This window comes from Methanobrevibacter sp. (genome assembly GCF_045112895.1).
In the GTDB taxonomy this organism is placed as follows: Archaea; Methanobacteriota; Methanobacteria; order Methanobacteriales; family Methanobacteriaceae; genus Methanocatella.
In genome coordinates this window covers 1-23,474 of sequence record NZ_JBGUIH010000013.1, presented here as the reverse complement: position 1 = coordinate 23,474, position 23,474 = coordinate 1, and the positions used below count along the sequence as shown (strand labels likewise).

Below are 23,474 nucleotides of genomic sequence, written 5' to 3'. Positions count from 1 at the left end.
TTTTCTACTCCTTGAACAATATTTTTGCTTTTAATTTGTCAAGTTCGTCGTAAGGTTTTGTAAGGTTTTCATAGACTTCACCCATGTTTTTGGGGTTTATCTTTTTGAAATAGAATTTGTCATCTGTCGTTTTTTGGGTGAGATAGAATTTAGTGTCTTTCAATAAATCATAATACTGTGAATATAGTGAAATCGCCTCGATAAACATTGGACTATGGGAGTTTAGATATATATGGACGTTTAAATCTTTGACTAGTAAAACAAGGATTTCTGCAAATCTTATTTCCCATTCAGGATGAAGGCTGCTTTCCGGTTCATCAATGATTAAAAAGGAGTTCTCCTTTAATCTGTTGTTTTTTAAAAGTAGTTCTATTATTCCGATTTCTTTTATTCCAGATGAAGTTGTGCTTAAGCAATTCTCCTTAATGATATTTTGGATTATATCAATGTTTTCAGATTCCTTTGTCTCATTGCTTTCCTCTAAGGCTTCCTTGATGTGAATAATATGGTCAACCCTTAGGATATCCAAATCCTTTAAATCCAGTATCGAGATGTTATCTATGTAAAAGACCTCTTGAAGGTTTAGATTTCCTTCAAAAGTGACATCTAAATCTTTATCTAATCCTTCGCTGTCCATAAGGTATTCGAAAGATTCATCTTCGTTTTGAGATTTGAAATAACAGTACAACAGTTTTGATATCATTGATTTACCGCTTGAGTTGACACCGCCGACCACATTGATTTTGGAAATGTCAATGTTTGCATTGCTGATTGGACCTACATCATTTAGCTTGATAATCATATTCACACCATATTGAAATAATATAATATTAATTATTGATTCGTAATTATTTATAATCTTACATTTATGAAAAAATAAGCATTCTGAAAATTATTTTTAATTATTAATTCAATTAATCCTTTGAAAAAAATAGGTATTTTCCTCGCCAAAACCTTTGGATTCTCAACCATATCAATTTTCAACAGTACCATAACTAACATTGGCCGGCACTGATGCTTCTTTTATGGAGTTTGTTTTTTGTATTTGGTTTAATTTTATTAATACATTTTTCTTTAGTAAAGAACATTTATTCCCCTATTTAATTATCAAAAATTTAAGATTCTCTTCTTTTCTACTGCACATTTGAACTGAATCAAAATCAATTTTCAATGAATATTATCCGTTTGTCTTTTTAATTTGAGCAAGTTCATTTTTTAATTGATTGACATTTGTCTTGAGCTTCGTTTTCTGATTTTTTGATTTAATTTTATAATCTGTTAATCTTAATATTCAAATCAGATAACTCTTTTTTAACTTATACATTAAAATACACCCAAAAAATCCATTATACTATATTAACTAAAATTTATCCAACTTTCTTCTCTTTTCATTAATTAAATAACATAACTCTGCTAAATATTCTTGATTGCACAGATAAATGACTTCTGGACTAGGATCCATCGTATAATCTTCTTGAGGAATTTTATTTTTCTCAAATCTACGAATTTCACGAATTAATTTATCTCGCTCTTTAATAATAGTGTCTAAACTTTCATTTTCTAGACTTTTTCTAAACGTTTTAGGGTCAATCATCATATTTTCACTTTCTACCAGCTTTACAACCAGTTTTTGAGAAATTTGTACAAACTCTAAATGGACCATATTTTCCTTCAACTTCATATGTCAATCCATCACACATAAATTCAGGACAAAAATCTAATGTATATAACAAATCTTCTGATTGATTAAATGAACCCCCATTCCAATCGCAATTATCATTTGTGCATTTAAAAAATCCTCGTCCAGTTTCTTTATTTTTTAGTAAAATAACATCTCCAGTACTGCATAATGGGCAGAATAAATCTGTGTCAATTTTTTTCCATTTTGATGGAGGTTTTTCTTTTCTTGAATATTCTGTTTTTCTTTCTCCTTTTCCATTACATTTTGTTTTAAAGTAATTACTGCAGGTTCTAAATTCACCAAATTTTCCTTCTCTTAAATATGTAACTCCATTACAACCTTCAGCTTTACAATACTCTATAGAATCAACTTTACCTGTTTTATCAAAACTTCCACCATCCCAACTACAAATTGAACAAGCAACTTTTCCCTGTTTGGTTTTTTTATTCTTTTTAATAATTACTTTACCCACTTTACATTCAGGACATTTTAAATCCGTTTTAATTTCTTCAAAATTATCTGTTTTCGGTTTAGGGATGTTATTTTCTTTTTTATAATTATCATTATTTGTTTTGAATGATGTTTTTTCTTGTTTTGAATATTTTGTTTTGCTTTGCCCCTTTCCATTACATTTTGTTTTAAAATAGTTACTACATGTTCTAAATTCGCCAAAGCGACCATCTCTTAAATAGGTAATTCCATTACAACCTGGTGCTTTACAATATTCAATCGAATCAATTTTACCGGTTTTATCAAAGCTTCCAGCATTTAAATTGCAGTTTGAACATGTGATATTTCCTTGTTTTGTTTTTTTATTAATTTTAATTATTATGGTTCCATTACTACATTCAGGACATTTTAAATCCGTTTTTATTTCTTCAAAGTTATCAATTTTAGATTTGATGTCATTAATGTTATCAGTATAGTTACATTTAACGCTGTTACAACTGTAAAATTCACCGTATCTTCCTTTTCTTAAAACTAAAATTCCACCACATTCTGGGCAGGCTTTAATTTCATTTAATTTTGATTTATTAATATTTGTAAATCCACCATCAAAATCACACCCATCATTAGAACATGTGAAACTCTTTTGATTATTATTTGGATTAATCTGAAGTGTAACTTTACCTTCACCACATTTAGGGCAATTTAATTTACTTTTAAATTTTTCAAATTCAACATCTTTATTTAAAATTTCTGTAATTCTTTTTAATTTATCACCTTTAATCTTAGGGGTTTTGCATTTGCTAGGACATCTGAAATAAGGACCATATCTTCCATTATATACTTGCATTATTTTACCACATTTAGGACATATTTCTATTTCATCTATAAGACTCATATCCGCATAATAATTACCGCCACGCCAACTACATTGTCTATGAGAACAACTAAAATATTTTGCTATTGTTTGAGAACCATCATTGAAGAAAATTAAATCCACATCACCTGTTTTACATAAAGGGCATTTTAATCCGGTTTTAAATGAATGAACTCTTTTATCTTTCATGAATTCATCAATATCATCTAAACTATCATCAAAAGAATTTTCTTCTGATAAAATATCTAAATCAGATAAATTTTCTTCCAATTCTAAAATGAATTCTGATTTATCAGTATCTGGAGACAGTAAATAAGTATTATTCTTTGTTCTTGTAAGTGCTACATAAAACAATCTTCGCTCTTCAGCATATTCATACTGATCACTTGTTTTAATAACAAATTTCATTAATGGATCATCAGCCATTTGATTTGGAAAACCAACAATGCTATTTTCTAGATTAATTAATATTACATTATCCTCTTCCAAACCTTTAGATTTATGGACTGTTAAGAATCGAATGTTTAAATCTTTATTCTTTTTATATATTAATCTAAATTCATCATTTGTTCTTTTAAATAATTTTGCATCAATAAAATCTTTTATATCGAATTTATTTCTTCCTAAAATAAGAATATTATTAGATTTTTGAGCAATTGTATCAACAATTAATTCCATTGTTTTAATCTTATCTTCTTTACTATACTTTTTGTAATAGGCAATTTTAATTGGTTTATGGGTAGATGATTTTTTAGATTCTAATGATTTTTTACTTTGATTTGAGTTTTTCATTATGAATCTACCAGAAATATCAATTAATTCCTGACTATTTCTGTAAGTTGTTTCAATATTTAATTTTTTAGGATTTTTGAAATAATTTTCGAATTTTGTAAATAATTCAATATCACAACCAGTGAATCTGTAAATAGACTGCCAATCATCACCAACAACACAGACTTTGGCATTTGTTTTGTCTTGTATTGCTTTAAGTAGATTATATCTAGTATAAGAAGTATCTTGATATTCATCAACGATTATATATTTGTAATTATTTTTTAAATTGCCCTTTTTAACTTCCTTTGTAGCATTATTAATCATATCATTAAAATCAATCTTTTTTATCTCTTTTAAATGATTTTCATAACCAATATAAATATCTTCAATAATATTGAGGAATAATTCTGTCCTTTTTTTATCAAATTCATCTTCATTTTCATTATTTTGCGCTCTCCAAACTTCAAACTTATCAATTGTATAATCATTACCTTTAAATAAACCAATGAATGTTTTTATTAAATCAATGAATTTAGTGTATCTATTAACTTTATTTTTTTCAACAATCTTTGAAATTAAGTATTGATAATCAATTTCTTTAACTTCAACACCAGCTTGTTTAAGTTTTTCTTCAAGCCGTGGTAACAATCTATTTTCAGACATATAATAAGAATAAGTTTCAATTAATTTCAATCCATATTTTGCATGTAACTCTCTTTTCCAAAAAATTCCTTTTTTATATTTTTCAGCATCTTTTTTATCTAACCATTTTGCATCACAGTTTCTATCAACACCAAAATGTTCTAAATAGATATCATTTTCTCTAAGGTAAAAATCTGGAACATGATTTTTGATTTCTATATGCTCTTCAATTTCACATAAATCAAGTAAATTTTCTATTAATGAATTTGGAATATCAGAATAATTCTTAATTTCTTTAAAACTGTTAAAGATTAAATTAAAAATAAATTCTTTTTGTTCTTTGAAATATTTATTATCACATTCAAATACTTTTTCATATTCATAATCTATTTGATGAGCAAATAAATAATTAGAAATTATTAATTCTTCTAAACTTTTAACACGTTTATTTCTTAAATCCCATTTTTCATTTTCTCCACCGTACAACTCTTTTAAAGTTCTAAAATCTCTTGCTTCTTCAATATCATAAACTTCACCAATAGTTGTAACATCTTCATCCTTAATAGAACTGTAGAAATAATAAGAATAAAATTCAAAAATATCTTTGCACAATTTTTCATTATTTATTACTTTTTCGGCAAAATAATCATTAATATAATTCTTTAATGCATCATCATCTGGTCTTGAAGGTTTATCATTATCTTCTAAAATACTGCCTCCAAGTTTATGAAAAGTTTTAATTTCAATTCCATCGGGTAGTTTTTCAACTAAATCTCCCACAGATGCTCGAGAATATGATAAACATAAAATTTCATCAGGTTTAATTCCTTTTTTCTCAATTAAATATCTAACTTTAGCATTTACAGTTAAAGTTTTTCCACAACCTGCACCTGCAATGATTTGTGAATTCTGTTCATTGGTTACAACTGCAACTCTTTGTTTTTTATCTAAACTTTTTCCATCAATATCATCAAAAAACTCTTTATGTTCTTTTAACTCATTTTTTACATATTTATTATTAATAGATCTTATTTTATGCCCTAAATTTTTGTAATAATTAAAAAACTCTTCATAATCCTTATTTAAATCTGTTTTATTTCTAACCTTTTTTGTTAGATTAAATAAATCCCTGTATCTATCTTTTAAATCATCTTTTTGTAAATAAGTAATATAAAACTTAGAATTGATTAAGTTAATTATTTCCTCATTAAATTGATTTACTTCATCTAATCTTTCGTATAATTTATCTTCAAGAATTTTTATTCCAATTGTTTCATTGATTTCATCAATTATTGAATTTAAATTATCATAATCCTTTATAAATTTTTTAACACTTTGTTTTTTTGAAGAATTTAATTTTGACAACTCATCATCGTTCCATGCATCATGATATGGTTTAAATTCTAATTTTAATTCATCGATAATCTCAATTGAGATATAATTATTGGATTTCTTTAAACTGTCAATTTTTTGATAAAATTCTTTAATTTTATCATCACTTTCTTTGATAAATTTTTCATGTCGTTTTTTCTTTAATTCTTGATTATGTAATTTAAAAGTATGATTAATAGTATTATATGAATATAAAAAATCATCGATTTGTTTTTTTGAATCAATATTCAACTGTTTTATTTTATCGGAATCAAAAAAATCAAAAAGAGATTTATAGTTCAATTTTAATTTATTTTTATGAATACTATTTAATGAAACATCTGAAGATAATAATTGATTTAAATCTTCATTAAATGAATTAATTTCATTAATTTTTAAATCAATATCTTTAAGTAATTTTTCTGATTTCTCAGTTTTAACATCAAAATCATTGATAAATGATTTAATTTTTTTGAGCTGTAATAATTTTTTATTTAAATCTTCGTCTTTATTGATTTCATCTATATACTTAAAATCATCTAATTTCAGAACTGATGAGTATTTGTTTTTAAATTTTTCTTTATCATATTTACCTGAATTTAAACTAATTAAATCTTCATCAAAACTATGTAAATCATATGCTAAATGTATAAATTCATCGATTTCAGAGTTAATATTATCAATTCTTCTTTTTCCAAAAATTGATTTAAATTTATCCATGAAATTTTTATCCACTTTTTTTGAATTAATATAGTTAGATAAAATAAGAGACGCACCACATTCTTGACAAAAAGAACTAGATGACTCATTTTTAAAATAACAATTAGGACATATTCTATTTGACATTAACTCACCGAAACATAATATGTTTCTAAATTATGTTAATTATTCTTTAAAAAAATTACTAATTAAATATTTAAATTAATCCATAGATTCCTTTTTTTGAAAAAATAAGTATTAATTTCCTAAAACCTCTAGATTTCCCAATCACACCACTATTCAACCATGTAATAACTTACATTTGTTATTTTGAAGCTTTTTTCAGTTAATTTATTCAAGATTAATATTAGAAATCTTCATTTTCTTATTTTCCAAATAAAATCTATTTAACTTTCTAGCTGGAAGCATGATTACTTGAATATTTTCCAAACCTAAATCATGAAGTATTCCAATTTCAACATATCCTTTATTTTCAACTTTAGAATCATATGTAGGCATTAAAAAAGCATTTTTAACACCTTTAAATTTATATTTCTTAATAAAATCCCTGTAAGCTAATTCATATAAATATTGTTTTGTAATATCGCTCAAACCAGGCTGCTTTTCCAACTTTTCAGAAATCTTCAATTTATAATATTTAGCATCAAATATGACAAAGTAATCATTCCAAAATGTAATCAAATCAGGCCTAAATGTATCAACTTTGAAGTCCCCTTCAGTTAAATGCCAAACAGGTTTTTTAATAAAATCAATTAGTTTTTTACTGGAATGAGAATCCTCAAATAATTCCCTTAACGGCTTATCCAACTGATCTCTGAAAATTCTTTTACATATATCTTCCCAGATTACATGATAAGAATCAGTACCAAAAACTGTTAAATAATTCTCATTTGAAAATGAGTTTTTACCTGCTAGATATGAATGCATTGACCTTAAAAGCTTTCGTTTTCGAGTCATAAACTCTACATTTAACTCTTTTTCAAGATTTTCTAAGATTTGTGTAATTTCACCAAAATCATCCTGTTCGTGGGGGGATATCTCAACTGGAGTTAGGTCAAACAAATCAATTAAACCTGCTTTTTCTAATCTTCTAGAGCAATCAGTTATAACATATTCATGCAATAATCTGAAATAGTCAAATAAATCATTGATTTTATATTTAGTGTGAAAGTTAATGTAATATGGCTTGTTGTCTTTTATAATTGGGTCTGTGTAGTTAACAGTACGGTTCCAGTCGATTTCACCATTACCATTAATTTCTAAAATATTTTGAATGTTAGTGTATACTCCATTTTCAAAATAATCTTCAAGGAAAAATACCATCATTGACAGCAGATTAAATGAAATATCCTCTAAATTCTCATTTTGATAGTCAATTTCCTCATTTAAAGAGTTGTATTTCTTAATGACTCTAACCGTTTGTTTAAAATCATCTTCAATGTTGTCTTTATTTGGAATGTATTTGGGATAACAGTTTAGGACAACTTCATCAATAATGATTACTCCAACGAATTTGAATTGAAAGCTGCATTCATCTTTAGTGATAATTGCATATTTCAAAAGCTTGTCAAATGACTTTTCGTCAATAATTTCAAGAATTTCAGCTTTGGAGTAATGCTTTAGCTCTTGAATGTATTTAGTATTCATTCATCATCACTTATGAATTTAGATTTTATGCTGTCGCAGAATATTTCAATTCCGTCCTTGTCGAATTTTTCACAGATTTGAGAATAGGTTACATAATTACTTGTTTTTGCACCACTGAACAAGTCGTTACGTTTTGCTCTTGCAGCATCCTCAAACAAATACATGATAATTTTATTTTTGAATATATCTTTGAAAGTATCAACTGGAAGTTCTTTATCCTTGAATTCATAAAATGCAAAGAACGGCCCCATAAGTTTATCTTCATTGATTTTGTATGATAATAATTCATCGTTTATTGCTTTTCTGAGGGTGTTCCAATTGATGTTAATATCGTTTAACGTGACATTAATATCTTCAATTAAATCTTCATCGTTGTTGATGCTGAAATAGTTAAAGTCCCATCTTCTCTTGAAAGCAGTATCCATTGGGAAAACACCTTGATCTGCTGAGTTCATTGTTGCCCAGATGAATAAGTTTTGAGGTATTTTGATTTTATCTTGGTTAATATATGATTTCATGTCTTCTGATGTATCAATCGGATACATTGATTCGTTGTTTTCATCCCTATCCAATAATTGGAATACTTCTCCAAAGACTGCTGCGACATTTGCTCTGTTGATTTCTTCGATAACTAATATATACGGTTCAGAAGGTTTCTGAATTGCTTTTTTAAGCATTCTCATGAATGGGCCTGGAACGTATTTGTATGTAATTGATTCGTTTTCAGGTACAGGTTTATAAGTTCCAACAAAATTAGCATATGAGTAGTCAGGATGGAAAGTTACTCTTTCATAATTACCAGGATATTTTTCTAAAAGATTATTTTTATCCTGATTTAGATTGTAAGACTTACCTGTTCCTGGAGCTCCAAAATATATAACGTTTCTTTTTACTTTAGGAAATATAGATTTTACACAGTCCTTTAACTCGACAAGTTTTCCATCTTCAATTTTAGTCCAAACACCACCTTCAAAAAATAAACTCATAATCTCTTCACTAAATAATGAATAAATCTTAATGCCTGATTCATTAGCCAATTGATAAAACTGACCATCATTAGCATAATAACCATTTACTGGATTAATTCGAAATTTACGAAGAGTATATTTTCTCATATCCCCTCCATGAACTTCAGGGAACTTATCTGGAAAAATTAGAACATAATATTTATGAATCCAATTATTAGTAGGATTGACAATGCAATTCTTAAAAATATTTATTAAATCTTTTTCCAGTTTGATATAATCACTAATTGAATCTAATTTAGCATTTTCAATATGTTTAGCACCATTAACAATAGCATCTCTTATTTTAGATGCAATTTCAATTGCTTCACTTTCACTGACAATTTTTTGTGATTTTGATGCACCTGCTTTCCATTCACGTGTTTCTTTAGTTTTATACAATGAATATTTAGTTGCAAAACCTCCTCCAATTCCACCTCGATTAAATTCCTCATTATACTCTAAATTATAACATAAAGTACTTTTATCATTATCATGTAAAAATATATAATTTAAAACATCTGCCCCCTCAAGTTTTTCTAAAACATCAGGACCAAACAGCTTTCTAAATTTAGCACATACATCATAAACATTATTATTTGTGAAATCACCTAAATTATGCTCATCTAGATATTTTCTAATTATACAAGCTGATTTTTCAATTGTATCCTTATTTTCATTGAAAACTTTTAAAATATCTTTTTTTGCTGCATCATTAATATTAAAAACAGTATTATTTTCACCAACAGCTTTTTGTGTTGGTTTTTTTAAAGAATCTCTTTGAATCTCCCATAACCATTCAACGTTTCGATTATCAAAGTAATTGTCACCAGATGAATCAGTTTGGGTGATAATTTCAGATCTATAATAATCAGAAGTGATTTTACCTATAAAATAAGTTTTGGTTTTATTATTAAATGAAATTACATAATCATCAATGTTAATATCATTTTTAAAATGTAAAACTTGTTTAATTGCATGTAATTTTTTATATTTCTTTTTGAATAAATCTTTAATTTCATCATCTGATTTATCAGATAAATCACCTAAATCCCAACCAATAGCTACAATATTATTTTTTAAAAATTCATCTATTAAAAAAGAGTCTGGGCCAGCTCTTACCATCCACATGTTTGTCATTATTTCACCTTAATCATAACTTTTCTTCATAAGATTGACTAAACAATTCTAAAAAATAATCAAAATCCTTTTCTGATTGTAATTTGAGTTCATAATCGCCAACACCCCAATGACCAATGTTAGAAACATCTTTACATAAATTTTTATAATCGTCTAATCTTTTAGCATTAACATGCATTTTTAGAGATTTGGAAAGTGGAGTGACGCTTGCAATGATTTTTTTGTTAACCTTAAAAACAGCATATAATTTAGTTATAACAATCTCAATGTCCTCAAATTCCGTAAGAATACGTTCTTTTAGAGTAGTATATAATTCAATACTGTCTTTATTTTCAAATAAATCCTCTTCGGAGTATTTTTTTATTTCTTTGGTGATTGATTGTTTTTTATCCCCAGTTGAAATTTGGCTAATTGAAGCAACAGCTTGAGAATTATTAATCTGGTTGAATAAAACCGTATTATTTGAAAATTTTGAAACTTTCCATAATTCAAATGGAATATCAGAAAATTCAACAGATTTTAATTGGTATGTAGTGTATGATGGTGCAATAAACATTACACGAGTTTGTGAAAAGTCAAAGTCCTCTTTTCCTGCGTTTTCGTTGAGAACTTGGTTATATTTTAAGACAAACTCCGCTTTATTATTTAAAAGAAGAGCCAAATAGCTATAACCTTGATCTATTACACTGAAATTTTTAGTGTTTTTATACTCTATTATTACAAAAGAATTTGTTTCTTCACTGTATGCTAACGTGTCAATTCTTAAATTGTCCACTTGAAATTCAGATTCAATGAATTTAAGATTGAAAAGTTCTTCAAGGTTATTTTCAGTTAGTCTTTGAAGTTCTCTTTCGTTTTTGAAATTGACTTTTTTGATTTGGGTTAATTTGTTATCATTAATGTTGTAGATTGGCATGTGCATATATTGGTTTTAAAGATATTTAAAATATTATAAAATAACTATTTTAATTCATTAGGAATTTCTTTTGCAAACCTTGGAAATGCATTTAAATTATCATTTTTTGATTCTTCAATATCTACCATAGCCATTAGATAAATTATTCCATTCCTAACAAGTTTTGCTAACTCAATTGTCGTATTGTATAATTCTTCTTCAGTCATAACCTCTTTTTCATCATCTGATACTAATTTTATTTTTAATACTCTATGTGTTAATGCATTACGAATATCACTGAATTTTTTTTCATCTCCATATAAAATATCTTCATGAATATCAAATAATGCTTTTAATCCATTATTATTAAAATCTAAATCTTCCCGTAAACGTTTCTTCGTATACCATATTCTCTTAAAATCAATCTGCTTCTGATTTATACCTAAATCATAATATTCATTTATAAAAAATGCAATCTTATCTAAAATATCATAAAAACTTTTAAATGAATTTTTAACTAATTGGATATGAATATTATGTAATTCATTATCAAGTGAATCAATAATTGTGACATTATTATTAACAAATTTTAAATCTAATTCTTTATAGTGATATAAAATTAAATTTAACCTTGCAGATATAAAATCCATTTTAATTTGATTTAAATATGAGGACAATACTAAAAATAAATCATTTTGAATTTCTTCGTTTTTAATTGGTGTAGTCATTCTTCTAATAGCAATTGTATCACCAATAGAATTTTCACATTCTTGACAGAAATTACATAAATTCAGATATAACTTGTTGTTGTAACAAAAAATATTTGATAAACTTTCTAAATCTGTATAATTAAGATTTATGTTCAATTTTGATTTTCTTTTTTTAGCTAATAAAGATGGATTATTATAATCTTCAAAAATTTGAATGACCTTTCAGCAGATATCTTACCTTGATAAGTTAAATTTGAATCATTTAATGCATCTTTGAAACAATTATATACTTCCAATAACATTGGAGAATCATGATTCATTAAGTTCCTATATTCTATTAAACTTTGACCTTTATTTAATAAAGCCATACCATGAGTTGAATTTAATTTTAAAGCAGCTTCATATAATTCTAATGCCTCAATATGTCTCCCAAAATAATTATAAAAATTTCCAAAGTTAACTAAAATTTCAACTGCCAAATCCTGATTTTTACAATGTTCAAAAGCTTTTTTGTATAATTTTTTAGTTTTAATAATAATGTTCTCATTGTTAAAAAGTTTATTTTTTGTTAAAGAATAATATGTTGAATAACCATTAGCTAAATTAAAATATAATGATGAAAGAGTTATTATTTTCATCATTTTATCAAAATTATTTTCAATTAAAGAAATACCCTTAATTATTAATTTTTCATCTCCTTTAACAGCCCCTAAATCAATATATAAACAACTTAAACAAACTTTAGAATTAATTACATCATATTTTTCTAAATCTTGTACAAACTTACTTACTTGATTTAAATTATTATTTTCTAAATCCTCATAAGCTTTTTCATATAATTTGTTAATTTTTTCAATTTGATTTTTCATAATATACTAGGTTTTCATGAATATGTGTATGTGAATTCATCATAATCTATACATACATCATATGTTAACTCTTCTATTAACTCAAAGTGTTTTCCACTAAATAAATTTATTATTCTATAAGATATCTTTCAGAAAATTCTTTATAATCAACACATACATCATATGTTAACTCTTCTATTAACTCAAAATGTTTAAATCCACATTTAACTTTATTGGCTTGAGGTTCAGGTAATTGATCAACATGAGAAGTTCCTTTAGTTTCAATAACAAAATATGTTTCTTTTTTTCCATCAATATTAGTTGTTAATGCCCAATCAGGATTATAATAACCTCCAGGAGTTTTAATTTTAAACCAATTTGGTAATTTAATAAAGAATTCAATATCCTCTTTTTCTTCCAAATCTTGAGCAAATTCAAATTCAAAATTAGAATCGCATTTAACATAATCATAAACAGACTTAGTTGCTTTAACTAATTTACTAGCTGCAAAATCATTATCTTTAACCCATTCATCGAAAGAAGGTTTAAAATCTGTAGAATCATAATTTTGACCATCAATTTTTTCATATTCTATATTTTTAATAATAACCTGATTCAAATTCCTTTTTATAATATCAACAGTAATATTATAAAATTCAGTTGGATTAATCAATAATTTTTCAAATGTATCATTACGAGAATTACTTCTCAGTAATATTTCAATGATTGTGGCTTTAGTTAAATGGGTTGCATCATGCAAATCTTTAACAATATTCGGAATCTCATTACTTTCAACATCGATAAATTTTTGACGATCAGTTCTGGTGATTCCTTTAACTCCATCTTTATTGATTTCAATATCTCCTGTTACATGATGAATTTTAGGTTTTTGAATATGTTTTAATTCTAAACCCATATCTTCTACACATTCTTCAATCAATATTTCAGTATTTAATTTTACTGAATAAGTTGATTGATATTTAATTTTATCCCATAAATTATTAAATTCACTAGATTCAATTTTATCTTTATCTAATGTAACTGTTATTCTATCCTTTTTATTTTTAATGTAATTTTTAGCGGATTTACTATTAACTTTATCAATTATTGAAAGTTTAAAAGATCCTTGCATTTGAGGTTCTATAGTATCCAATACTTTTTTTGGCAATATAACCTTATTTTCTTTTATGGCTTTGTCCCATTTTTTAGTTAAATGACCATCTTTAAGAATTAAGCCATCATTAAATAATTGCCCCCAAATTAATTCTGCATGGTACCTTTCAGTAGTTTTATCATTACCATTTTTATCCATGAATGGAATATTTATAAAATCTTCAATTTTAACATAATTAAATTCAATTCCATCATTAATCATTTCTTTTTGAAGTGATTTTGAAAAATTTTCAAAACTTTCATTTGCAAGAACGGTTAAACGATTAATATCTTCAAATTCATCTCCATAAGATTCATCTACCCTATTTCCATCACCATCTACACATAATCTTAATCCACGACCAATTTTCTGTCGTTTAGATAAATCTGATTGTGTTTCAATGAATGTACAAATCTGGAAAACATTTGGATTATCCCAACCTTCTTTTAAAGCAGAATGTGAAAAAATAAACCTTAAATTATCTTTAGGATTCAATAATTTTTCTTTATCTTTCATAATTTTTTCATATGTACTATCATCTTTTGTAGTTTCACCACTAGTGTTGGTCCATTTTTTCTTGTCAATGGAAAAATAACCATCATGAACTTCCTCAGGAGCCATATCTAAAATATATTTAGGTAAATCACTAAATCCATCTTCTTTAATAATTTTATTATAATATTCTTCAAACCAACGAGCATATTTTCCTTTATGAGATCCTTCTTCATCATAAAAACGATAATTCTCAACTTTATCAATGAAAAACAAACTTAAAACTTTAATATTTTTCTTTGCATATTTTCTTTCTTTTTTTAAGTGTTCTCTGATAGTTGCTTCAATTTGGGCTTTTCTAATTCCCTCTTGATTAATATCATTTATACTTTGATTTAAATAAACAGCATTACCATTTTCAAAAATTATCCTCTCTTCACCTTCTCTAACACTAATATCTTCCACAACATAACCATCATCATAACTAGAATTATTAGACAGTTTTTTTACACTTAAATCATCTCCAATTTTAACATTCTGATTAGCTGTATTTAAACCAGTGTCTGATTTTTTAACAAAAGTAATATTAGCACTACGTACACCTTGCTTATTTTGTTTTACTTCATTTAAATGAACATACGGTTTTCCCTGATAATCTGCAGCATCAAATGAATCAACTTCAATTTTTTTCACTAAATGTTTGTTATATGCATCAACAGCATTTAATCTATAAATTAAATTAGTTGTATCTTTAGGAGTTGCAGAATACTGTAAAGTAAATAATGGGTTCAAATCAGCAATTGCTTCTTTTTGCTTTGGAGTGCTTGATGTGGATTGGGGCTCATCAATAATCACAATAGGATTAGTTTTAGTAATATAATTAAATGGTATTACTCCATTTTCACATTCTTGACGTATTTTATTTGATTCCCGATTAAATGATTGAATCGTAATAATCATTATTTGAATATTGTCATCTTCCATAAAATTTTTAAGCTCTGACATTTTATCTGAGTTAAAAACAAAATCTGTATAACTCGGATTCTTATATAATTGTGAAAAATGTTTTCTAGTTATATCAATAGTCTTTTTAACACCCTCACGAATAGCTACACTAGGAACAACAATGACAAATTTAGAAAACCCATATTGTTTATTTAGTTCTAAAATTGTTCTTAAATAAACATATGTTTTTCCAGTACCTGTTTCCATTTCAACAGTGAAATCTAAAGATTCTAAATCATCATTAACAACCAACCCATTATCTTCTTGAATTTGAAAAAAGTTATCTTTAATTTCTGGAATGCTTATTTCAAATAAATTTCCAGTACCTTTAATTGGAGAAACTAACTTTCGACTAGTAATAGAAATTTCAGAAGGAATTTTAGGTTGTCCTTCAAATAATCGAATAACAGAATCGACAGCATCAGTTTGATATTGTAATTTATCTTTAAATTTAATTTCCATACCTAGACCTCCTAAATTGTGTTGAAGTCTATGTTGTTTGTTTTTAATTTTTCGTAAATGTTTATTGATGATGTGTCATTTAAGGCTTTATCTCTTAAAATTACTTCGGATTTTTCAATGAATAATTCATCTTTAAGGTCTATTAAATCAGAGGCTATAGTTTCATCAATATTTGATTCTAAACAAACTAATAAACCACCATTATCCACAACATAAACTTTATGACCATTTACCTCTTTTTCATCAATTGGACAATTTAAATCCAAATTCCTCTTTAATAATAATTCATAGATAAAATCTAATTCAGATCTACCTTCAACTAACTCATTACCAGTAGATATAATCGCTTGTTCAATAGTATCTGAATTTAAATCAGAATTCCAAGGAATAAAATTAGACTCATCAACCTTAAACACTTTAAAACCAATATCTAAATCTTTATTTCCTGTTTCTTCAACAATCTTATCTCCAGATCTTCTAATACGTTCTTTACCTAATTCTGATAAAATCAATGGTTTATTAATTTCTTTTAGAAAATCAATAGATTCTTTTAAACTTTTTTTGGTATTCGAATCCGTAGCTTCATTAAAAGACTTGACTAAATCTGAATTTAATTGCATCATAATAAATCTACGTTTATTAGAATCAGAGTTATTAAGATCCATAACTGCATGGGCTGTTGAAGAAGAACCCGCAAAGAAATCTAAAATTATGTCATCCTTCTCAGTAGTCATAGAAATAGCTCTCTTTAATAATTTCAATGGTTTTTTTCCATTCGTAAATTTTACTCCACCCTCTAAAGCAATACCCCCTGTGGTTTTAATATCTTGCCAAAAATCACACGGATTTTTATACATATTTTCATCAGCAAAAATTACTTGTAAACGAGGCTGTTTTGTGTTACGATTAAATTTAGTAATGTAATAAAACATAACCCCATTAGGGGATTTAGCTACGGCCAAATCTGAATTTGGAATCTCATCAAATGTTTTAACTAAATTAAATAAGCTAGATGAACCTGCTGTTTTAAAAATTCTATAACTATTATCAAATTTCCAATCATTTAGATTTTCTTTTTTAATATTTTCTTTTTTGATGAAATTTGTAATAGTTTCAACTTTTACTTTATTGAATATTTTCTGAACTATTTGTAAATCTTCATCAGTTTTTTCAGATTTATTTTCTATTTCTTTAAGAACATCTCTATCGTCTTTAGAAAAATTTCTTAAAATTAAATTATTTTCTTTATCCCACTCTTTTACAAAATATTTATCAATTTTAACAAATCCTGAAAAATTATTTTTAGAATATAATAATAAATATTCTTTAATTTTTGGAAATCTATAGTTCTCATGTTGCATCTTAACGCCTGAAGGTTCACTCATTTTAACAGCAATACAATTAATAAAATTTTCTTCACCAAAAATTTCATCACAAATTTTCCTTAAGTTTACAACTTCATTATCATCTATACTAATAAAAATAACTCCATCATCAGTTAAAAGTTTTTTAGCTAAAATCAACCTTGGATACATCATATTTAACCAGTTAGAATGGAATTTACCATCCGTTTTAGCATTTTCAAATAAAAATCCTTCCTCATTTAACTGGCCCGTGCTTTCAAGATGTTCTTTAGTTGTTTCATGAAGATTATCTTTATAAACAAAATCATGACCTGTATTATATGGTGGATCAATATAAATCATTTTAATTCTATTACGATAAGATTTTAAAAGAATTTTTAAAGCATCAAGGTTATCTCCTTCAATATAGATATTTTCAGTTGAATCCCAATTTTTACTATCTTTAATAGAAGGTCTTAAAGTTTTAGTAATAGTTTCTTTAGCAACACGTTTAGCTTCTTTTTTACCCCACCAAGTAAAATTATAATGCTCTTCACCATCATCAATTACAGTTTCATCAGATTTAACTAACAAATCTCTCAAATAATCAAAATTTATTTCATTATCCCCAGTGACAATTTCCGGAAACAAATCCTTTAATTTTTGAATATTATCCTCAACAAAATCAAAACTTTCACCATTTAATTTCATACTATTCCTCTAACTTTTTTTGTAAATTTCTAATTTCAATTCTTCTAATTCGTATATCGTTATTTATCCTCGATTCATCACGAGGTTGTGTTGCATTTTTTAAATCAATTCTCAAAGATTTTATTTCTTTATTTAAAATTTCAATTCTATCATTTATTTCTTTAAGTTCATCTACAGGTAATTCAACTTCCTCCCCAACCATTAATGAAGCATTGTATTTAATAACATTATCAATAAAACTATTATAAAATTCATAAAAATTTTCATGATTCAAATTTTCAATTTGAATGTTATTAAATAGTGTATATTCTAAATCATTTATATTTTTTGTATCAATCCAATTATTAGTAGAAACTATCTTATCCAAAGTTCTTTTTTTAGAATCTACTAAATTTACAGTTATATGCGAAGTAAATATTCTAATCATTGACCGATATTGAACAACTAGAATTTGAGGAAAAGTAATCAGTCTTAAGACTATTTCAACTATTTTATCAATTTTTTTATCTTCATTAAAAAATTTATCTTCATTAGCAGATTTTGAAATATTTTCATCCTTTAGAATAATATTACAAACTTCTACTTCACCATATCTTTTTTTATCATCAAAATAAGGTTGAATATTTATATTACTATTATGAAACCTATAACACCATTTTACTTGGCGAACATAATTTTTAAAAAGTTTTTTATCAGATGAATTTAATGAACCAAAATTATAAAATTTTTCTTTAGAAATATATGAATCAATTAAAAATTCATCAGAAATATTTAAAAAATCATTGAAAAGAATTTCTCTATTATTTGACATTTAAAACCCCTAATTCATAATTAAAAAAGTTATTAACTCAAATTCATCCAAACCATCAATATCCATTTTTTCTAAAGTAGTGAAATCTTCTCCACTAAATAAACTATCAATACCAACATCTTGTTTTTTACCTAAAATATCTTCAATAGTTTCTACCAGAAGCTCTGAATATTTTTTCATATCCTTACCATCATTAGTTTTTTCATTAAATTTTTGAATTAAATCAGGAAAAATTCCTTTTTTACCAACACATAATTTTTGATAATTATCTAAAACCTTTTTAGAATGAATATATGAAAATTTAACTTCACCCAATTCACTAATATAAACCAAATAATAAGGAGTTAAAGGATTTTTTTCATGTGATTCCGTTGAACCTGAAACTTGTTTAAGTAAAAATATAACTCCGGGTTCAATTTCATCTTTTAAATCTTCAGGAATATTAACAATAGAGTAAATACCTGCAGGAGCTTTTTCAAGTTCCTCCAAATGTTCATTCATGTAATCCATAAGTTCAGTTTTAAAATCGTTGAATGTTAAATCAGTAATCGAAATAGAATTTGAAATATCCTCTAAATCAAGAACTCTATCTTGCAATTCTTCTAATTGTTTCTTACGGTATTCCAAATCATTCATTGTTTGATTTTTACTAATGGGGTTTTCCTCACCCGTAGCAGATACATCAACCATAATCATACGATCTTTTACTCTTGCTTCAAGGTTAATATAATCATTCAATTCCAAATTAGGCCAGAAGTTAACTAATTGAATTTCATCATTTTTAGATCCAATCCTATCAATCCTTCCAAATCTTTGAATAATTCTTACAGGATTCCAATGGATGTCATAATTAATTAAATAATCACAGTCCTGCAAGTTTTGACCTTCAGAAATACAATCAGTACAAATCAAAAGATTAATTTCATCAGTTGCCTTAGGATTAATTTTATAACGTTCCTTAGAAATAGGTGAAAAATTAGTCAATAAATCATTTAAGTCTTGTTTGTTTTTTACAGATTTTAATGTTGTCTGATTTGTACCTTTACCTGTTATCAATGCAGAATGTACATTAAACTCAGTTAATGCCCATTTATGGATATTTTCATATAAATATTCTGCAGTATCAGCAAATGCAGTAAATACAACAACTTTTTTATTGTCAGAATTTATTGGATTTGTAATTTTTTGAGAAATTCTATCTTTTAAATCTCTTAATTTAGCATCTCTATCAGGAGTAATCACTTTAGACTCATCAAGCAAATGTTGAAGTTTTTCCTTATCCATATTTAAATGCTGTTTCCATTGAACTAAATCCATATCTTGAAGTAAAATCTTTCTTTTTTTACCAAATAACAAGTTTTCGTATTCATCTTCATCAGGGTCAATCAAATCAATATCAATATTCGGATCAAAGTTTACATCATCAATCTTATCCAATATATTATTAATGTTATCTAATAATTTTTTAGTTGTGAGCCTAAATGATTCAATCGAACTTTCCATCCTTTTTAAGAGATTTATTGTCATTAGTCCAACTAGCGCATTATCTTTTGCACTTTGCTTAAAAACAGCTCCACCTTTACCAATTGTAGAATATTTATCCTCATATTTTTTCAATGTTTCATCATCATCAATATAATTCATTGGAGTATAAATTGCTAATTTTAGTCTTGAAATTTCTTTGTTAATGTCACCTATTGAAGGAAATTCCCCTTTTAAATCTATGTCAGATTTAATATTAATTGGAGTTTTTCTTTCGGGAAAATGACCAATTTCAGATAAATCATAATACTTTTCAATATGGCGTCTAGAACGTGCAATTGTTAATGTATCCAGTAATTTGAAATATTCCAAATCAACTAAATCAACAAAACTAGCACCCGTTCTTTCAATCTCTGGAAGTTTTGTCCACTGATTAAATGAACCTTGCGCTTTTCTTAATGTTTCAGAAATACTTTTAATTCCCACATCAACTAAAGCATTGTCATCATCTTCAGTAATGAAACTAATCTGATTTTTAATATCATTCATCTTATTGTTAACTGGAGTTGCAGATAACATTAAAACACGTGTTTTATGCCCTCCTTTAATAATTTCATTCATTAATTTTTGATAACGAGTAATGCGACCTTTAAATGAAGGATTGTTTCTAAAGTTATGAGATTCATCAATAACAACTAAATCATAGTTCCCCCAATTGATTGTTGAAAGGTTAATCCCATTTGATAAACCTCCCTCACGGCTCAAATCAGTATGATTTAAAACATCATAATTGAACCTGTCATCCAAAAAGATATTTCTCATATCATTTTGCGTATATATAATCCAATTATCGCTTAATTTTTTAGGTGTTAAAACTAAAACCCTATCGTTTCTTGACTCATAATATTTAATTACTGCAAGTGCAGTGAAAGTCTTACCCAAACCAACGCTATCAGCAAGTATGCAGCCATTATATTTTTCAATTTTATCAATTATACCAATTACAGCATCTTTTTGGAATTTATATAATTTATTCCAAATCTGAGAATCTTTTAAATCATTGCCTTTACGGACGATTTTATCTTCATCCAGAGAATCCAAATCATTTGAAAAGATATTATAAAGGGATAAAAAGTAAATGAACTCTGCAGGATTTTCCTTATGCATAGTTTGCATCTGAGCTAAAACTTCATCTTTAACATCTTCTAAAAGTTCACTATTGTTCCAAAAAGCTTCAAAAGTCATAGAAGACATTTGTGTGAATGCTTGACCAAAAGCACATTGGTTCATATCTTGCCTATTTGAATCAGTGATTCCCAAACCCGCAGTAGTAAAATCAACACTACCATTAATAGCAATACTTGAATCATTTCCATTATCAACACAAATCATACGAGGTTGTGCTTCATTTGGAATCTTAAAAGACTTAATGTCAACTTTATTTTTTATCCATTCAGCACATTCTTTAGAAATTGATCCTTGAGTCATTTCATTTCTAAGCTTAATTTCATACTCATTACCAAAAATACTGTTGTTATCAATATAATATTCTCTTGATTCTTTAATATTGTCTCTTAAAAAACTAGGTTTGGTGTAAATAAAGCGCATATTGTCAATTTTATCCAAATTTTTTTTTAGATAATCATACGCATACATAGAAAAATAAGCAGAAATGACTGATAGTTTAGAACCCTTTTTAATAGAGTTTTCAAGTTCTTTAAAAACAAAATTGTTTTTATTATCTAAAATTTTAAATGAATTATCAGTCAATTTAATCAACCTTTAACAATATTGTTAATTGGTTAATATTCTGTTATGAAAAGAATATAAATTTTTATGATAATCTAAGATATTCTTTTAATAAAAATACCATCCTTTCATTATTATCTAAAAAAGGTTTTTTTCGATATAATTTATCAATAAGAATATCTAATTCATGATGAGCTTTTTTTAAATCATCAGGCATTAAAATGGGATCATATAAATCAGCCAATGTTTCTTCTGAATAAAAATTTCTAATATTTAAAATATTATCAACCTGTTTTTTAACATTATTTTTTTCTTTCTCAGAAACTTCATGCGGAAATGGAAAATTATTATAAACTAATGTGTTTGAATATCTATATCTACTTTCTAATCTACCACAAACATATTCCATCCATACCATATGCATCTTTGAGGTTATTACTCCAAACAGAAATTTATCATCAGATTCTATAAATGAAGCAGAATTATTTGCAATAATATTCTTATCAACAAAACCAATTGGTAAATATTCTCTATTTTCGGATGTAGTAAGAGGAATTAAGATATAATCTGTTTTAGGTTGTCTTATTTCAGCAAATTTGCTAGGATATGCTGCTAATTTTCGAGTTTGTTCACGAGTACTATTCAATCTAAATTCTTTAACCTTATTAATTCTATCTAAAACAGTAGGCATGCTTTTTAAATCACTAGGCAAAGCATCTACTAACCATAAACAATATCTTTTTTCATTATTTAAATATTCTTTAGTGCTTATTAGACGTTTAACATACTTTTTAGACAATGGTTCATTTTGAATTAATTCTTCTTTTTCTTTAGAACTCAGAATTAAATTTCCACCATCTCTTGGAATACTACCTAAAACCATTGGAGGAACGTTGCATAATGGTTTATTCCTTTTATCTATAATCACATCATCAAAATCTACTAAATAACAATTAATATTTTTTACAGTATTACATTTAGGTGAAGAATTCAAAGTCTCATAAGTAAATAATTCTTTTTTATTAGATTCAAACATGCTAAAACCAATTATTACTACATTTACACCAGCATTATTTTTTGCTTCATTACTCCATTTAAATGACTGATGCGCAAAATTAATTATAATGCCATTTTCTTGAAGAATTCTCCAGAGTATTGGTGGTTGCTCACCTTGACAGATACTATTTGTTGAAACAAAAGCACATTCAATTTCAGTACCAATAATATAATCCAAAGCTTTTTTATACCAAGCTGAAACATAATCCAAAGTTCCTATTTTGTCATATCCTCTGAAAACAATATTCATATCATCTTTTTGTTCATTATTTTGCTCTTGTTTACCTACAAATGGAGGATTCCCCAATATATAAACATCATTTGAAGGTTTTAAAATTTCATTCCAATCTATCCTCAGGGCATTTTTTTGATATATATTTAAAGATGATTTTAAAGGTAGGTTATCCTGATGGATATCTAATGTTTCATACATTAAGTTCATTTGGTGTTCGAT

The 23,474-nt window shown here is 26.2% G+C and carries 13 protein-coding genes; all 13 read right to left on the bottom strand.

Annotated elements, in window-relative coordinates; genetic code table 11:
• Nucleotides 1-4 precede the first annotated feature (4 nt).
• Entirely contained in the window at nt 5-802 is a 798-nt protein-coding gene (locus tag ACJMLD_RS02920) for an AAA family ATPase (protein WP_405267809.1), read from the bottom strand.
• Between the two features lie 558 nt (nt 803-1,360).
• Entirely contained in the window at nt 1,361-1,597 is a 237-nt protein-coding gene (locus ACJMLD_RS02915; protein ID WP_405267807.1) for a hypothetical protein, read from the bottom strand.
• 4 nt (nt 1,598-1,601) lie between these two features.
• Nucleotides 1,602-6,638, bottom strand: a complete 5,037-nt coding sequence (locus tag ACJMLD_RS02910; RefSeq protein ID WP_405267805.1) for a UvrD-helicase domain-containing protein — start codon at nt 6,636-6,638, stop codon at nt 1,602-1,604.
• 204 nt (nt 6,639-6,842) lie between these two features.
• Nucleotides 6,843-8,159 (bottom strand): LlaJI family restriction endonuclease, encoded by a 1,317-nt coding sequence (locus tag ACJMLD_RS02905; protein WP_405267803.1) that lies wholly within the window; start codon nt 8,157-8,159, stop codon nt 6,843-6,845.
• Nucleotides 8,156-10,303: an AAA family ATPase gene (locus ACJMLD_RS02900; protein ID WP_405267801.1), complete on the bottom strand. Its 2,148-nt coding sequence runs from the start codon at nt 10,301-10,303 to the stop codon at nt 8,156-8,158. The genes ACJMLD_RS02905 and ACJMLD_RS02900 overlap by 4 nt, the downstream gene beginning before the upstream one ends.
• Before the next feature lie 13 nt (nt 10,304-10,316).
• Complete coding sequence (locus tag ACJMLD_RS02895) at nt 10,317-11,219, bottom strand: DUF5655 domain-containing protein (RefSeq protein ID WP_405267799.1); 903 nt, start codon at nt 11,217-11,219, stop codon at nt 10,317-10,319.
• A 44-nt stretch (nt 11,220-11,263) separates the two neighbouring features.
• A complete protein-coding gene (locus tag ACJMLD_RS02890; protein ID WP_405267797.1) occupies nt 11,264-11,926 on the bottom strand; it encodes an LA2681 family HEPN domain-containing protein in 663 nt (220 codons plus the stop codon).
• Between the two features lie 158 nt (nt 11,927-12,084).
• On the bottom strand, nt 12,085-12,777 hold the full coding sequence (locus ACJMLD_RS02885; RefSeq protein WP_405267796.1) for a hypothetical protein: 693 nt from the start codon (nt 12,775-12,777) through the stop codon (nt 12,085-12,087).
• 109 nt (nt 12,778-12,886) lie between these two features.
• The gene (locus ACJMLD_RS02880; protein WP_405267794.1) at nt 12,887-15,868 is read right to left on the bottom strand and encodes a DEAD/DEAH box helicase family protein; all 2,982 of its coding nucleotides are present in this window, start codon (nt 15,866-15,868) and stop codon (nt 12,887-12,889) included.
• Nucleotides 15,869-15,879: 11 nt separating this feature from the next.
• Nucleotides 15,880-17,922: a site-specific DNA-methyltransferase gene (locus tag ACJMLD_RS02875; RefSeq protein WP_405267792.1), complete on the bottom strand. Its 2,043-nt coding sequence runs from the start codon at nt 17,920-17,922 to the stop codon at nt 15,880-15,882.
• Nucleotide 17,923: 1 nt separating this feature from the next.
• Entirely contained in the window at nt 17,924-18,733 is an 810-nt protein-coding gene (locus tag ACJMLD_RS02870) for a DUF4391 domain-containing protein (RefSeq protein ID WP_405267790.1), read from the bottom strand.
• Between the two features lie 9 nt (nt 18,734-18,742).
• Nucleotides 18,743-21,985: a helicase-related protein gene (locus tag ACJMLD_RS02865; RefSeq protein WP_405267788.1), complete on the bottom strand. Its 3,243-nt coding sequence runs from the start codon at nt 21,983-21,985 to the stop codon at nt 18,743-18,745.
• A gap of 64 nt (nt 21,986-22,049) precedes the next feature.
• The coding region (locus tag ACJMLD_RS02860; RefSeq protein ID WP_405267786.1) for a type IIL restriction-modification enzyme MmeI at nt 22,050-23,474 on the bottom strand (1,425 nt) is incomplete at its 5' end.

Excerpts from the sequence above, each read along its gene's own strand:
- ACJMLD_RS02875 (WP_405267792.1), bottom strand. The coding sequence starts at position 17,922 with ATGAAATTAAATGGTGAAAGTTTTGATTTTGTTGAGGATAATATTCAA.
- ACJMLD_RS02870 (WP_405267790.1), bottom strand. The coding sequence starts at position 18,733 with ATGTCAAATAATAGAGAAATTCTTTTCAATGATTTTTTAAATATTTCT.
- ACJMLD_RS02880 (WP_405267794.1), bottom strand. The coding sequence starts at position 15,868 with ATGGAAATTAAATTTAAAGATAAATTACAATATCAAACTGATGCTGTC.
- ACJMLD_RS02905 (WP_405267803.1), bottom strand. The coding sequence starts at position 8,159 with ATGAATACTAAATACATTCAAGAGCTAAAGCATTACTCCAAAGCTGAA.
- ACJMLD_RS02900 (WP_405267801.1), bottom strand. The coding sequence starts at position 10,303 with ATGACAAACATGTGGATGGTAAGAGCTGGCCCAGACTCTTTTTTAATA.
- ACJMLD_RS02895 (WP_405267799.1), bottom strand. The coding sequence starts at position 11,219 with ATGCCAATCTACAACATTAATGATAACAAATTAACCCAAATCAAAAAA.
- ACJMLD_RS02890 (WP_405267797.1), bottom strand. The coding sequence starts at position 11,926 with ATGACTACACCAATTAAAAACGAAGAAATTCAAAATGATTTATTTTTA.
- ACJMLD_RS02920 (WP_405267809.1), bottom strand. The coding sequence starts at position 802 with ATGATTATCAAGCTAAATGATGTAGGTCCAATCAGCAATGCAAACATT.
- ACJMLD_RS02885 (WP_405267796.1), bottom strand. The coding sequence starts at position 12,777 with ATGAAAAATCAAATTGAAAAAATTAACAAATTATATGAAAAAGCTTAT.
- ACJMLD_RS02915 (WP_405267807.1), bottom strand. The coding sequence starts at position 1,597 with ATGATGATTGACCCTAAAACGTTTAGAAAAAGTCTAGAAAATGAAAGT.
- ACJMLD_RS02910 (WP_405267805.1), bottom strand. The coding sequence starts at position 6,638 with ATGTCAAATAGAATATGTCCTAATTGTTATTTTAAAAATGAGTCATCT.